The sequence below is a fragment of the Leisingera sp. ANG-Vp genome (genome assembly GCF_000813725.1).
Classification (GTDB): domain Bacteria; phylum Pseudomonadota; class Alphaproteobacteria; order Rhodobacterales; family Rhodobacteraceae; genus Leisingera.
The window spans coordinates 33,442-47,746 of record NZ_JWLD01000037.1 but is presented as its reverse complement, the minus strand read 5'-3'; the positions used below and the strand labels follow the sequence as shown (position 1 = coordinate 47,746).

Here is a 14,305-nt window from a genome sequence, read left to right as displayed (position 1 = left end):
TTTTCGACACTACAATGCAAGGTAAGGAATACCTTGCTACCCAAACCGAATGCAGGGGGCTACGGCTGTGGCGTTGATTTTAACGCCCTGCTTTTGTTGATTTTACTGGTTTGCGCGGTGCCGGGGCATTGCAGAAAGGGACTACCATGGCAGCCGCAGGCACCTTGGATCAAATGGCGGATTACCTCACCGACGGGTACTGGCAGGACAACAGCGACCTGGGCCACAGTTTCGATACCAGCAGCAGCAATCAGATCACGGTCAATCTGACCGGGCTGACCGCCGATGGCCAGGAGATGGCACGGCGGGCGATGGCTTCCTGGGAGATGGTCGCCGATATCAAATTTGTAGAAACCACCAGTGCGGCGCAAATCACCTTTACCGATGATCAGCCGGGCGCATACGCACACGCGACGTATTCCACCAACGGCAATACCCAATCTGCCACCGTCAACATTTCCACCGACTGGCTGGCTCAATACGGAACCGAGATCGACGGCTACGGCCAGCAGACCTATATGCACGAGCTTGGCCATGCGCTGGGGCTGGGGCATCAGGGGGACTACAACGGCGGCGCCACCTATGGCGTTGACGAGACCTTCTCCAATGACAGCTGGCAGCTGTCGGTGATGTCGTACTTCGACCAAGTCGAGAACACCTCGGTGTCGGCTGATTTCGGCTTTGTGCTGACGCCGATGATGGTGGATGTTATCGCCATTCAGAACCTTTACGGCGCGCCTGGCGGCAGTGGCGGCACTGCAGGCAACACCATTTGGGGGCTGAACTCCAATCTCACCGGTCCGCTTGGCACCTATTTCGACGCCTGGAGCAATCTCGGCGCGCCGCACAATGATGTGGCGTGGAAGAAGTTTGCTTTTACGATCTATGATCAGGGCGGCAACGACACCCTCGACGTGAGCCCCTGGAGCCAGGATGCACGCATCGACATGGAGGATACCAAATTCTCGGATGTTGGCGGCCTGACCGGCAATATCGGTATTGCCCGCGGCACCGTGCTGGAAAACGTGATCACTGGCGCAGGCAACGATGTGATCACCGGCAACCAGGCCAACAACTCGCTGGAAGGCAGAGACGGCGATGACTCGCTTTACGGCGGTGCCGGCAGCGACACCCTGCGGGGCGGCAACGGCAATGACCGGCTGGAGGGCAACGACGGGGCTGACACCCTGTATGGCCATGGCGGCCATGACACCCTGCGCGGCGGCGGCAGCGGCGATGTCCTGGGGGGCGGCTTCGGCAACGACTACGTGCGCGGCGACGGCGGCAGCGACAGCCTCACCGGCGGCAACGGCAATGACACCTTGACCGGGAACAGCGGCGCCGACACGCTGGACGGCGGCGCCAACCAGGACACGCTGTTCGGCGGCAATGGCAATGACGTGCTCGACGGCGGCGGCAATGCGGACAAGCTGGACGGCGGCGACGGCGACGACATCTACTGGGTCAACCACAGCGGCGATACGGTCATCGAAGACGCCGGGGAAGGCACCGATACCGTCAACAGCTCGGTCAGCTTTGATCTGAGCGCGCATGGCGATCATATCGAAAACCTGGTGCTGACTGGCACCGGCGATCTCGACGGCACCGGCAATACCGCCAGCAATGTGATCACCGGCAATGACGGCAGCAACAGCCTGACAGGCAATGCCGGCAACGACACCCTGAACGCAGGCGAAGGCGACGACATCCTCTCCGGCGGCAGTGGCGCTGACCGCCTTGTCGGCAATCAGGGCAATGACTCGCTGTCCGGCGGCACCGGCGGCGACACTCTGGTCGCGGGCAATGGCAACGACACCCTGATCGGCTTCAACCAGAACGATGCGCTTTACGGCGGCAATGGCAACGACAGCCTGAAGGGCGGGTCCGGCAACGATACGCTGTTCGGCGGCAACAATAATGACTTCCTCACCGGCGGCTTTGGCGATGATGCCATGACTGGCGGCAGCGGCGCCGACACCTTCGAGTTCAAGCTGAATCATGACACCGCCACGATCACCGACTTCGGCACCGGCAGCGACACGCTGCTGCTGGGCGGCTTCGGCCTCTCCTCTGAAGCCGACGCGCTCAGCAATGCCAGCCAGGCCGGGTCTGACGTGGTGTTCGACTTCGGCGGCGGCGACATCCTGACGCTGGAGGATCTGCAGCTGCAGGACCTGACCGGCAATATCACAATCCTCTGATCCAACACGGGGAACCGCGGCCGGGCCAGGGCAGGACACTGCCCTGGCCCGGTTGCATGCAGAGGTGCCCTTGGCGGTGCTTCCAGCCAGTTGCGGCACCCTCTGCACCTCGCCGGAGGATGTGCAAGCATATGAAAATAAATGACTGTTGGTGATTGTTGAAAACCCAAGCCTTTCTTAATAACTCACCTTTAGGCTGAGTTCGCGTGCAACAGTATGGTGTGTTACCGATGTTCCGAACTCTAACGATGAAAACCCGGTTGCTGTACTCAGGTGTGATTTCGATCGCGTCTGTGGTCATTCTCTCAACCGCAGCGGTCTACAGCTTGTGGCAAAGCGAGCTGGAGCTTGAACGGCAGATCAATGCAACCGATGCCATCCGCCACGAGCTGATGGCAGACAAGATGCATGATGCGATGGAGGCGGGCGTGGTGCATGCTCTTCTGGTTGGTCCGGACGGGCCGGCAGAGAAGAAAGAGCACCTGAAAGCCAAGTTCGCCAGCGACCTGCAGAGCATGCAGGACTCCATCGCGGCGCTGCAGAAGGTGGACCTGTCCGGAGAGATCCGCCAGCATGTGGTTGAGCTGGTGCCGGTTGCGGCAGCCTTTTCCGCCGCTGCCCAGGAAGTCATGGAGCTGGCCTTCACGGACGCCGGGGCTGCGGCTGCAGCGCTGCCGGACCTGCAGAAACGGTATGAGGAGCTCAACGCGGCGCTGGCTCCGCTGGGCAAGGAGATCAAAGAGTTCACCGAGACGACGGCCGCGGAAGCGCGGGCGCATGATATGCAGCTGCTCTATACATTGATCGGCTTCTCCGTGGTGGCGCTGCTGGTGATGGCCCGCAATGCACGGCAGGTGACACTGACCATCACCCGGCCGGTTGCCCGGTTGCGCGGGGCTCTGCGCGAGGTGGCCGAAGGCGATTTGGGCCTCAAAGTTGCCGATCGGATGCGCGCTGATGATTTCGGCGAGATTGCCAAGGACATTGATGCCGTCTCCGGACGGGTGATCAATGCTCTGGAGGAGCAGAACGCCCTGCGCGAGGAAAGCGAGCAGGTGATCGAACGGCTGCGGGCGGCGCTGCAGCGGCTGTCTTCGGGCGATCTGACCGACCGGATCAACACCAGCTTCAGCGGGGATTACGATCCGCTGCGGGTGAACTACAACGAGACCGTTGACAAGCTGAATGAACTGATGGCCGATGTGGTGCGCGCAGGCCACCGGATCCAGCAGCAGTCGGGCGAAATCCAGTCCGCCTCTGAGGAGCTGTCGGGCCGCACCGAAAGCCAGGCGGCGACGCTGGAGCAGACGGCGGCCGCGCTGGAGCAGATGACCGCGAGCGTCAACAACTCCGCCCGCAACGCCCAGGAGGTGCAATCAGTGGTGGAGACCGCGCGCAGCGATGTCGAGACCAGCGGCCGCGTGGTGGAAGGCGCCATTGCAGCGATGAATGAAATCGAGGCATCCTCGAACCAGATCTCGCAGATCATCACGGTGATCGACGACATCGCCTTCCAGACCAACCTCCTGGCACTGAACGCAGGCGTCGAGGCCGCGCGTGCGGGCGAGGTCGGCCGCGGCTTTGCGGTGGTTGCCTCGGAGGTGCGGGCACTGGCACAGCGCTCGTCGGATGCGGCAAATGAGATCAAAGTGCTGATCAGCGCCAGCACCGAGCATGTGAAGGACGGGGTGCAGAAGGTGGACGGCGCCGGCAAGGCGCTCACGACCGTGGTCACACAGGTCACCAACATCGCCGAGCTGGTCAATGGCATCTCCAGCGAATCCGCCGAACAGGCCCAGGGGCTGAACGAGATCAACACCGGCGTTTCCCAGCTTGACTCGGTGACCCAGCAGAATGCCTCCATGGTGGAGGAATCCGGCAATGCAATCCGGGTCATGAACAACGAGACCGTGGGGCTCAATGAACTGGTGGGCCAGTTCACCCTGCGCGACGGTGAAGAGCCCGCGCCTGGCGGAGGCGGCTGGCAGTCCAAGCCGGCAGCCGCAGCTGAACCCGTGGCAGAACAGCTCTGGGCAGAGCCGGAACCGGCTGCTGATGAAGGCGGGGGCACGATCTGGGAGGACTTCAACGACGGCAGTGAAGTGTTCCCGGAGGAAAGCGAGCCGCAGGCCCGCTCTGCCTGAGAGGCGGGTCAAGCAGGGTTGCACCAAGGCCAAGCACTGCAAACAGACAGCGGCAGTCCGGAAACGGGCTGCCGCTGGCGCGTTCAGAGCTCTATCAGCCCCTGCTTCATAGCCAGCGCCAGGGCGTGCTCGCGGGTATTGGCCCCCAGAGCCTTGCGGGCATTGGCGAAATGCAAGGAGACCGCGGCTTCTGACAGGCCCAGTTTTTCGGCGATGCGGGCGGTCATCATGCCCTCCGCCAGCAGCGACAGCACCTCCCGCTGGCGCGTGGTCAGCAGCGGCGGCGCAGTCCCGCCGTAGCGCTTCTCCGTGGGCGGAGTGTCCTGATCAATGGTGCTGGCCAGAAGGGCGGAGAACAGCTGCATCTCCAGCCCGCTGCTGCTGCGGGCAGTGCGGAAGCTGTCTTCATAACCGAGCGTGACATACTTCCCAGCACCGCGCGGCTGGCCGAAGCGGGTGCAATGCAGGGTGCCGAACCCGGCAGCCTTGAGCCCGTGGTTATAGGCCCAGGCCTTGTCCGGCGCCCCGTCGCTGCGCTGCAGGGTGCCGCAGTTTAGAACCATGCTGCCGGAGCGCGCCGCCAGGTCTTCGACCAGCGGGTCCACCTCGACATACCCCTCGCACAGATATTCCTCCATCCAGCTGTCCGGCATGTTCGTGCTGATCCAGCTGATGTCCTTCAGGGTGCCGTCTGCCTTGGCGACCAGGATGCTCTTGATCCCCATCTGCTGTGCCAGGCTCTGCGCGGCCTGCCAGCGGCCGGTCTGGTCCGGCGGGCAGAGCAGCGCATCCAGGGTGTCGATCAAGGCGTTTTTCACATCAGTACCAAACAATAAACTACCGCAAGTTAACCGAGCGGGCCGGTGCGGCGTCCAGTCCTATAAGATTTCGCAGCCCTATAAATATCACTAGGTTGGCCCGTCTAAGGCGATCAGGCAATGTTTTTTTCGTGCTTGGCAATTGGGCCGGGCGGCTGTTTCCGGCAGGTGCGCGATTGATGAGTGAGTGGTGGCAGCCCTGTTTTCACGCGGTTTCAGTTGTACTGAAGCCAGATGCGTGCGGGCTACGGCGGCGCACTTGCTGGAAACCTTGCCGCTGCGGCGGCGCAGAGCATCTACTTGGGGAATTTCGGAAATGACATCATTGAAACAGTATTTTCTGGCTGGTGCCGCAGCTTTGGCTTTGGCCGCGTTGCCGGGGACCGGCGCATTGGCCGCCGCCAAGCCAAAGGGCGCCAAGGCGACGCCGCCGGAAGTCATCATGCAGCTTTATGCGGGCAAGACGTCAAACTGGAGCCGCGGCGGCCACGCCTATTGGGCCGCAGATGGCAGCTTTCAGGGGATCAACAAGACCGGCGATGCTGTGGGCACGGGCAAATGGTATGTGACCCGGAAGGGCAAGCTGTGCAGTGAAGCCGACTGGCACAAAGCCGTTGACGGGGCGGTGAAGGTTCTGCCTTTCAAGAGCTGCTGGCAGTTTGTCACCGCGCCGGACGGCACTGTTTGGGAACGCTACCTGGGCGAGGACGGCGGCTGGTACCGGCACAACGCTGAAAAGCAGGTGAGCGGCAACAGTCAGAAACGCTTGTTCCGGAAAATCAGCAAGCGCCTGGGGCTGTAGCACGGGCGGGCAGGCCAGAGCCCCAAGACCTCCCTCAAAGAAAAGGCGCCCCGCGGGGCGCCTTCTGCTGTCCGGTCCGGTTGGGGACTTAGACTTTCAGGTTCGGGATGATCTGCTTTTTGCGGGACATGATGCCCGGCAGAACCACGGTGTCGCCCGCAGCATCGGCGCTGAAGGATTTGGCAGCAACGGTTTTCACCAGGTCGTTCGGAACCAGCAGGGTGGCTTCCTCGTTCAGGATATCGACCACAAACAGCAGCACCTGATCAACGCCGTCCTCGGACGCGACGGTGGTCATGGTGTCCATCAGCGAGGCCTTGCGGTCCAGCACAACGGCCGGCGCGGTGGTTTCCAGAACCGAGACGCGGAACTTGGTGCCGTCGACTTCGTATTCCTTGGAGTCCATGCGCAGCAGCTCGGCGTCGGAGAAGGAGGAGACGTCCGACTTGGCGGCAAACATTTCGGCGGCGTACTCAGAGATGTTGATGCCCAGGTCGGCAGCCAGCTTCTCGGCCACGGCCTTGTCATGGGCGGTGGTGGTCGGCGAGCGGAACTCCAGGGTGTCGGACAGGATGCAGGTCAGCGCCGCGCCTTTGACGGCTTCCGGCATCTTGGCGGCATCGTCGCCCATCAGGTCGTGCATGATGGTGGCGGTGCAGGCCAGCGGACGGATGGTGATGTCGATCGGGCCTTTGGTCTCCAGGCCGCCGACCAGCTTGTGGTGGTCGATGATCGCCTGCACGTCGGCGCCGTTGATGTTGGCGGGCAGCTCGGCCGGGTTGTTAGTGTCGACGATCACAACCGCTGCGTCATCGGCCACATCTTCGATGATCGCGGGTTTCTCGAAGCCCCAGCGCTGCAGCATGAAGGCCGCTTCGGTGTTCGGCTCGCCCAGCAGCTTGGGCTCAGCGGAAACGCCTTTTACCTCGTTCAGGTACCAGGCCCAGACGATCGGCGAGCCGGTGGAATCGGTGTCGGGGGATTTATGGCCGAAAACTTGAATGGTCATGTGACTGTCCTGTTCACTCATGAGTCCAAAAAGGGGAGAATTGCGCGCCTTATAGGACTGGCGGGCGGGCTTGTCACCCCGCAGCTTCTGCAATGCGGCGTTGTGTTCAGAAGGGGGCTGGCCGAACAGGTCTGCTGTCCCGGCATCGCGCCCCGGAAGGGGCGCACCGTAGCCCGGTTGCTGTGCGAAATCCCGGATATACCGGGCGAGGCCCGGGTGGCAGTCCGGCATCAGCCCGGCTTAGTTCTGCGGGTATAGGAATTGCTGGTGGTGTAGCTGATCCCTGAAAAGCTCTGTGCGGTACGGGCTCCATAGAGAGATCAGAACGGCGCACGCTCCAGCGTGTAGCCCTGCTGCTGCAAGAGGTTCAGCACGCCGTTTTCGCCGGGCAGGTGCAGCGCGCCGGCGGCGACCACGATAAGATCACCCTGCGCTGCCTCGATCACCGGGATCCAGGCCAGGTTGCGGTTGTCCAGCATGGCTTCCATCGACTCCTGCCAGATCCGGCGGGTTTCGCCGGCTGGAAGAACATCCGACTGCAGGAAATCCTGCTCGTAGATGGTGAAGTAGGTCTGCGACTGCTCGTCGAAATAGGCTTCGACCATGGTGTAGAAGGCATCCTGTTCGCCGCCCAGCAGGGCCAGATAGGCGCGCAGCTGGCGGACCTGCTCTTCCAGCGGCTCGCTGTTGAACACCTCAAACAGCGTCATCGGGCCTTCCAGCGCCCGGGTTTCAGTGCCGGCGTCCTCCGCGGCCTGTTCCAGCCGGCTGTCCAGTCCGTTGGTGCTGTCCGGCAGCATGCGCAGGCAAGGCGGGACCGCCATCGAGACCGCCAGGAACCATGGCCGCATCTTGGCGGCCATCCAGGGCGCCACGCCGTTGGCACGGGCTTTTTGGGCCAGGCTTTCCCATTCCTGCGGCGGCAGCCGGTCGATCAGGCTGGGGCCTTCGGTGATCAGGGTCAGCGAAGGGTCGCGGCCGATCGCTGCCAGCATCTCCGCTTCCTCCTGCTTGGTGCCCTCCAGCAGCAGCAGGTCGGCCTCGGCAATGACCGGGGCCAGGGCGGTTGTGATGGCGTCCAGACGGGGGTCGGAGATGTGCATGGTGCCGACCACATGCAGGGTGCGGCTGCCGCGCCGGGCGATCCAGTGATTTCCTTCGGAAAACGGCGTGGCCGCAACCTGTGCTTCAATCCTGGTGCGGTCCTCGGCGGGCATTGCCAGCCTTTGGTCGATGCCGGTGCAGGCGGCCCAGAGCGATGTGGGCAGCAGAAGGAAAAATGAAGTTAGAAAAAGGCGCATGAAGGAAGGGTCCTAAAAAGAAAAACTGTCCGGCCTTTGCCTACCACGGGGCGCGGTTTAGGGTGAAGCCCTGCGCCTGCAGCAGGTTCAGGACGCCGTTCCTGCCGGGCAGGTGGGCTGCGCCCACAGCGACCACAATCCGGTCCTGGCCGGCGGCAAGGATGACTCGCATCCAGCGGCTGTTCCGCAGGTCCAGCAGACGGCGGTTGTACTGGCGCCACAGCCGCTCTGTTTCAGCGCTGGAAAAGCTGCTGTACTGGGCGCTGACCCAGGGCGCGAGGATAAAGGCGGTCCAGACGCTCTGGTCGAAATAGGCCTCCACCGGCGTGGCATCCTCGGGCCTGCCGGATTGCAAAAGCTCCAGCTCCAGTTCCAGCATCCGGGCCTGGTCGCGCAGCGGCAGGCTGGCGACGGCTGCCAGCGCCTGTTCCGGGGTTTCCAGAGCGCCGAGCGGAATGCGTTTGCGGCGGGCAAAATCAGCGATCCGGTCATCCAGGCCGCGCCGCAGGCCAAAGCCGTAGGGGCGGCAGCCGCTTTGCACCAGGAACATGGAGACCGCCCAGGGCTGCATCCGGTTCACCGTGTCCAGATTGGCGCCGCTGACACGGGCGGTGAGCTCAAACCGCTGCCAGGCCTCCTGGTCCAGCAGGTGGCGCAACTCCTGGCCTTTGGGCAGCAGAAAATTGCGGGCCATCGACGGCGGCATTCCATCGATCCGCTCCATATCCGCCTGCGAGGTTTCCAGGTAGATCGCCTCGGCAGCGGCCAGGGCGGGGCGCAGGGTGCGCATCACCTTGGCCATGCGGGCATCGCCGCCGTGCATCGTGCCGATCACGTGGATGGTGCGGCTGCCCTTGGTCGCAACCCAATGGTTGCCGCGGGAAAACGGCGTGGCGGCCATCTCGCGCTCGAGCCGGGCTTCGGTATCAGCGGGCAGATGCGCGCGGTAGTCGAGGCCGCGGCAGGCGGCAAAGCCGGTTGTGGCCTGCAGTGCCAGTGCTAGCGCCAGTACTATCCGTTTCATCAAGTGCCCTTTCCCCGGGTCCGGACCTGTGGCTTGGACTTATGAACCTAGGTCCGGGGATGGGTCACGGCAATGTAAAACCTTGAGAGGCGGGCGGGTTTTGCGGAGAGCAGGGCGGTTTGCGGCAGAGTTGCCTTTGGCGGCAGTTCCTGCCACTGAAAGGCATGGACCGCGAAGATCAGCTTTACCCGCCCGTCAAAGCGCTGCTGGAAGCGCAGGGCTACAGCGTCAAGGGAGAGGTGGGCGCTGCTGATGTCGTGGCGGTCCGCGGCGATGAGGCGCCAGTGATTGTCGAGCTGAAGCTGAAGTTTTCGCTGTCGCTTTTTCATCAGGCGATTGCCCGGCTCTCAGTCTCGGACCACGTCTATATCGCGGTGCCGCGGCCCGGCGGAAGGCAGGCGCGGCGGATGCTGAAGGACAATCTGTCGATGTGCCGGCGGCTGGGACTGGGCCTTATTACGTTGCGCGAGGACGGCCGGGCGGAGGTTCATTGCGATCCCGGACCTTATGCGCCGCGCAAATCCAAGAAGAAGCAGGCGCGGCTGCTGCGGGAGTTTCAAACCCTGCGCGGCGATCCCAATGCCGGCGGCGCCACACGGCACGGCATTGTCACCGCTTACCGCCAGGACGCGCTGGCCTGCGCCGCGCATCTGGCTGAGGCAGGCGCAACCAAAGGTGCGGAGGTTGCCAAGGCCACCGGCGTTTCCCGCGCCACTCAGCTGATGGGCAAGAATCACTATGGCTGGTTCGAGCGCGTTGAGACCGGCATCTACCAGCTGACAGAAGCGGGCCGAGAGGGGTTGGTGCATTGGGCCGGGAGCTGGGAAGAAGAGTAGTTTCCTGCTATTCGGTTTCTGTGCGCTAATGTGTGATCCCTTCCAGTCTCTTTAAATTGAAAGCTGAGAAGTTAGCTCGCTTTACTTCAGTTCAAGTGAGGCGGATTTTTTCCCTGTTGAGAAACCCCGGTGCAGCGCCGATGACAGCGGCAGCTTTGCACGAGGGGAGACAGCAATGGCAACTCAGGACATCGACCGGCTTCAGGACCGCCTGCGGGCGCAGCGGGTATCCTTCGACAAGATCCCGGTGATCGATATCAGCGCATTGAACAGCGGCGGCAGCCTGTTTGACGTGGCCAAGGAAATCCGCTGGGCGCTGACCAACGCCGGGTTCTTCTATGTGAAAAACCACGGTGTGCCGGAGGCCGTGGTGAACGGCGCCTTTGATGAGACCCGGGCGTTCTTTGACTTGCCGCTGCAGGACAAGATGGACCTCCATATCTCGAAGTCCGGGCTCAGCTTGCGCGGCTATATCGAGATTTTCGGGGAAAACACCGATCCGACGAAGACCAAGGATCTGAAAGAGTGCTTTGACATCGGCCCGGAATGCCCGGGCGGCAGCACCCCGTTCTTCGGCCCCAACCAGTGGCCCGCGGCTCGGCCGGAGTTTGCCGACGCCGTCTACGGCTATCATGAGGAGATGAAAGCCCTGGCGCAGCGGCTGATGCGGGCGATTGCGGTCAGCCTGGATCTGGAGGCTGATTTCTTTGCACCGAGAATGCAAAACCCGATCACCATCCAGCGGCTGCTGCACTACCCGCCGCAGGAAGGGCAGATCGATGAGAGCGTGATGGGCATTGGCGCCCACACCGATTACGGCAGCCTGACCATTCTGGCGCAGGATGATGTGGGCGGCCTGCAGGTGATGAACCGCGATGGCGCCTGGGTCGAGGGGCCGCCGGTTGCCGGAACTTTTGTGATTAACATCGGCGATTTGATTCAAAGGCTGACCAATGATCTGTACCTGGCGAACCTGCACCGGGTGGTGAATGCTTCGGGGCGCGAGCGTTACTCGATTCCCTTCTTTATCGACGCTGATGCAGAGGCGGTGTTCCAGCCCCTGGAGTGCTGTGTCAGCGCGGAGAACCCGGCCCGCTATCAGCCGGTCACCTGCGGCAGCCATAAGTTCGGCCGCTTCAAGGACAGCTTTCCGCACTTAAAGGGCAGGGCTGCCTGAGCAGATAACCCAAGGAAATTCAGGGGGCGCTGCGGTGCCCCCAAGTTTTTGCTGATTCCGCTGTTGACAAGGCCGCGGGGCATTCCTAGCTTCCCCTCGTTATCACTCGCCGGGTGTGAGTGATAACGACCCCTGCCAGGGAGCGGGGGTGGAACGAGATAACAACCTTTGAGCCTTTAAGGAGCTGCAAAGATGGCATTGAAACCGCTTCATGACCGTGTGCTGGTGCGCCGCACCGAAAGCGAAGAGAAAACCGCTGGCGGCCTGATCATCCCCGATTCCGCAAAAGAAAAGCCGAGCGAAGGCGTTGTTGTCGCCACCGGCGAAGGCGCCCGCAAGGACAGCGGCGAGCTGATCGCAATGGCAGTGAACGCAGGCGACAAGATCCTGTTCGGCAAATGGTCCGGCACCGAGATCACCGTTGACGGCGAAGAGCTGCTGATGATGAAGGAAAGCGACATCATGGGCATCATCGAGTAAGCCTTCCGGCTTCTCTGATCCCCTAACTCGCTGACAATTACAGAATTTCTCTAGGAGAGTGAAAAATGGCTGCTAAGGACGTCAAATTTACCACTGACGCGCGCAACCGCATGCTGGCCGGCGTGAACGTGCTGGCTGACGCTGTGAAAGTGACCCTGGGCCCGAAAGGCCGCAACGTGGTTCTGGACAAATCCTTCGGCGCGCCGCGCATCACCAAAGACGGTGTGTCGGTTGCCAAGGAAATCGAACTGGAAGACAAGTTCGAGAACATGGGCGCCCAGATGGTGAAGGAAGTTGCTTCCCGCACCAACGACGAAGCCGGCGACGGCACCACCACCGCAACCGTTCTGGCCCAGGCGATCGTCCGTGAAGGCCTGAAGCAGGTTGCAGCGGGCCTGAACCCGATGGACCTGAAGCGCGGCATCGACCTGGCAACCGCCAAAGTCGTCGAAGGCATCAAAGCTTCCGCACGCGACGTGAAAGACTCCGCTGAGGTTGCGCAGGTTGGCACCATCTCCGCTAACGGCGAAGAAGCCATCGGCCAGCAGATCGCAGACGCGATGCAGAAAGTCGGCAACGAAGGCGTGATCACCGTCGAAGAGAACAAAGGTCTGGAAACCGAGACCGATGTCGTCGAAGGCATGCAGTTCGACCGCGGCTACCTGTCGCCCTACTTCGTGACCAACCCGGACAAGATGATTGCAGACCTCGAAGACTGCATGATCCTGCTGCACGAAAAGAAACTGTCCTCGCTGCAGCCGATGGTTCCGCTGCTGGAGCAGGTGATCCAGTCGCAGAAGCCGCTGCTGATCATCGCCGAAGACGTTGAAGGCGAAGCGCTGGCGACCCTGGTTGTCAACAAACTGCGCGGCGGCCTGAAAATTGCTGCTGTCAAGGCACCGGGCTTCGGCGACCGCCGCAAGGCCATGCTGCAGGACATCGCGATCCTGACCGGCGGCCAGGTGATCTCCGAAGATCTGGGCATGAAGCTCGAGTCCGTGACCATGGACATGCTGGGCACCGCCAAGAAGGTCGAAATCACCAAAGACGAAACCACTGTTGTGGACGGCGCTGGCGAGAAGGCCGAGATCGAAGCACGTGTTGCCCAGATCCGCACCCAGATCGAAGAGACCTCTTCCGACTACGACCGTGAGAAGCTGCAGGAACGCGTTGCCAAACTGGCAGGCGGTGTTGCCGTGATCCGCGTCGGCGGCATGACCGAAGTGGAAGTGAAAGAGCGCAAAGACCGTGTGGACGATGCTCTGAACGCAACCCGCGCAGCTGTGCAGGAAGGCGTGATCGTCGGCGGCGGTGTTGCCCTGGTTCAGGCCGGCAAGGCACTGGAAGGCCTGGAAGGCGCAAACGCCGACCAGAACGCCGGTATCACCATCGTCAAGAAAGCCATCGAAGCGCCGCTGCGCCAGATCGCTGAAAACGCAGGCGTCGACGGTGCGGTTGTTGCGGGCAAGGTCCGTGAGAGCACCGACAGCGCATTCGGCTTCAACGCGCAGACCGAAGAATATGGCGACATGTTCTCCTTCGGCGTGATCGACCCGGCGAAAGTGACCCGTACCGCTCTGGAAGACGCGGCATCGGTTGCAGGCCTGCTGATCACCACCGAAGCCATGGTTGCTGACAAGCCCGCCAAAGAAGGCGCAGGCGCTGGCGGCGGCATGCCCGACATGGGCGGCATGGGCGGCATGGGCGGCATGATGTAAGCATCAGCCATCCATCCGGATGATTTGGGGCTGCCTGTGAGGGCAGCCCTTTTTGTTTTAACTTGCCGTACTGGCTGAACTTTGTAGTCTCGCCGTGTCTTCAATATTGGAATTTCGATTTGTTCAAAGTGCCTATGCCATCTGCGCCACAGCTTGATGCTTTAGACCGTTCCCCTTCCTCTGAGATTGTTCTTTCGGATTTGTACAATCTCATTTTTACAGATCACATTTCTCTAGAATTGCAACAAATCCAAACTCCGGAAACGCTGACTGGAGGATACATTTCGCTGAAAGAACTGGGCGTCATGAATGAGTTCCAATGGGTTGTGTTCTGCTCTTCGCACCTGGCTGGTGGGATCGGGAATGGGGGTGTCTGGGATGGGCTGCTTGGAAACCAGCCGCAACTGGTTGCAGATAGTGTTCCGCTGCTTAAACTCTTGAAACTGGAAAGTATTGCGGACCGGTTTAACGAGGTGCTTGCTCCGGTTCTGACTCTGCAGGCCGCTGCCAAGCAAAGTTTGCAGAAATTTGAGACCTTTGACATCGAGCAGTACTGGGAAGATTTGCAGGCTGCCGAAGACCAGATCAATGAAGAAAATGTTGAATTGCTGGAGCAGGATTTCCTTGGTCAATATGGCTCTTCTGAACCAACGATTAAAAGCGCGATTGAAGAAGCGGCAGTTTCTTTTGCGTTTTCAGATGGGTCTTGATGCGATGATGTGCCGGAGGAAGAGCTGATCTACCCGCGGGCGTTCTCGGACCTCTGACACGAAGAATTCACTGGCCCCTTGCACC

At 61.5% G+C, this 14,305-nt stretch carries 12 protein-coding genes; 8 read left to right on the top strand and 4 right to left on the bottom strand.

Annotated features, from left to right (window positions below; genetic code table 11):
• Positions 1–146 precede the first annotated feature (146 nt).
• Entirely contained in the window at positions 147–2,201 is a 2,055-nt protein-coding gene (locus tag RA20_RS24680; protein WP_052248989.1) for a M10 family metallopeptidase, read from the top strand.
• A gap of 230 nt (positions 2,202–2,431) precedes the next feature.
• Positions 2,432–4,345: a methyl-accepting chemotaxis protein gene (locus tag RA20_RS12675; RefSeq protein WP_039129168.1), complete on the top strand. Its 1,914-nt coding sequence runs from the start codon at positions 2,432–2,434 to the stop codon at positions 4,343–4,345.
• A gap of 83 nt (positions 4,346–4,428) precedes the next feature.
• Here RA20_RS12675 and RA20_RS12670 read toward each other — a convergent pair whose 3' ends face one another.
• A complete protein-coding gene (locus RA20_RS12670) occupies positions 4,429–5,151 on the bottom strand; it encodes a helix-turn-helix transcriptional regulator (protein WP_039129165.1) in 723 nt (240 codons plus the stop codon).
• 328 nt (positions 5,152–5,479) lie between these two features.
• Here RA20_RS12670 and RA20_RS12665 point away from each other — a divergent pair, with 328 nt between their 5' ends.
• Positions 5,480–5,965 carry a DUF995 domain-containing protein gene (locus RA20_RS12665; RefSeq protein WP_039129163.1) on the top strand — a complete coding sequence of 162 codons (486 nt, stop codon included), beginning with the start codon at positions 5,480–5,482 and terminating at the stop codon, positions 5,963–5,965.
• 88 nt (positions 5,966–6,053) lie between these two features.
• Here RA20_RS12665 and RA20_RS12660 read toward each other — a convergent pair whose 3' ends face one another.
• From RA20_RS12660 to RA20_RS12650, 3 genes are all read right to left on the bottom strand, one after another.
• Positions 6,054–6,974, bottom strand: a complete 921-nt coding sequence (locus tag RA20_RS12660; RefSeq protein ID WP_039129492.1) for a manganese-dependent inorganic pyrophosphatase — start codon at positions 6,972–6,974, stop codon at positions 6,054–6,056.
• Between the two features lie 320 nt (positions 6,975–7,294).
• The gene (locus RA20_RS12655; RefSeq protein ID WP_039129155.1) at positions 7,295–8,275 is read right to left on the bottom strand and encodes a TraB/GumN family protein; all 981 of its coding nucleotides are present in this window, start codon (positions 8,273–8,275) and stop codon (positions 7,295–7,297) included.
• A gap of 40 nt (positions 8,276–8,315) precedes the next feature.
• Positions 8,316–9,299: a TraB/GumN family protein gene (locus RA20_RS12650; RefSeq protein WP_039129153.1), complete on the bottom strand. Its 984-nt coding sequence runs from the start codon at positions 9,297–9,299 to the stop codon at positions 8,316–8,318.
• Positions 9,300–9,463: 164 nt separating this feature from the next.
• Here RA20_RS12650 and RA20_RS12645 point away from each other — a divergent pair, with 164 nt between their 5' ends.
• From RA20_RS12645 to RA20_RS12625, 5 genes are all read left to right on the top strand, one after another.
• Positions 9,464–10,135, top strand: coding sequence for a DUF2161 domain-containing phosphodiesterase (locus RA20_RS12645; protein WP_039129150.1), 672 nt, complete (start codon positions 9,464–9,466; stop codon positions 10,133–10,135).
• A 175-nt stretch (positions 10,136–10,310) separates the two neighbouring features.
• On the top strand, positions 10,311–11,312 hold the full coding sequence (locus RA20_RS12640; RefSeq protein WP_039129147.1) for an isopenicillin N synthase family dioxygenase: 1,002 nt from the start codon (positions 10,311–10,313) through the stop codon (positions 11,310–11,312).
• Positions 11,313–11,504: 192 nt separating this feature from the next.
• Positions 11,505–11,792 (top strand): co-chaperone GroES, encoded by a 288-nt coding sequence (locus RA20_RS12635; protein ID WP_039129145.1) that lies wholly within the window; start codon positions 11,505–11,507, stop codon positions 11,790–11,792.
• A gap of 65 nt (positions 11,793–11,857) precedes the next feature.
• Positions 11,858–13,510 (top strand): chaperonin GroEL, encoded by a 1,653-nt coding sequence (gene groL, locus RA20_RS12630; RefSeq protein ID WP_039129142.1) that lies wholly within the window; start codon positions 11,858–11,860, stop codon positions 13,508–13,510.
• A 119-nt stretch (positions 13,511–13,629) separates the two neighbouring features.
• Positions 13,630–14,220: a hypothetical protein gene (locus RA20_RS12625; protein ID WP_152618509.1), complete on the top strand. Its 591-nt coding sequence runs from the start codon at positions 13,630–13,632 to the stop codon at positions 14,218–14,220.
• Positions 14,221–14,305 lie beyond the last annotated feature (85 nt).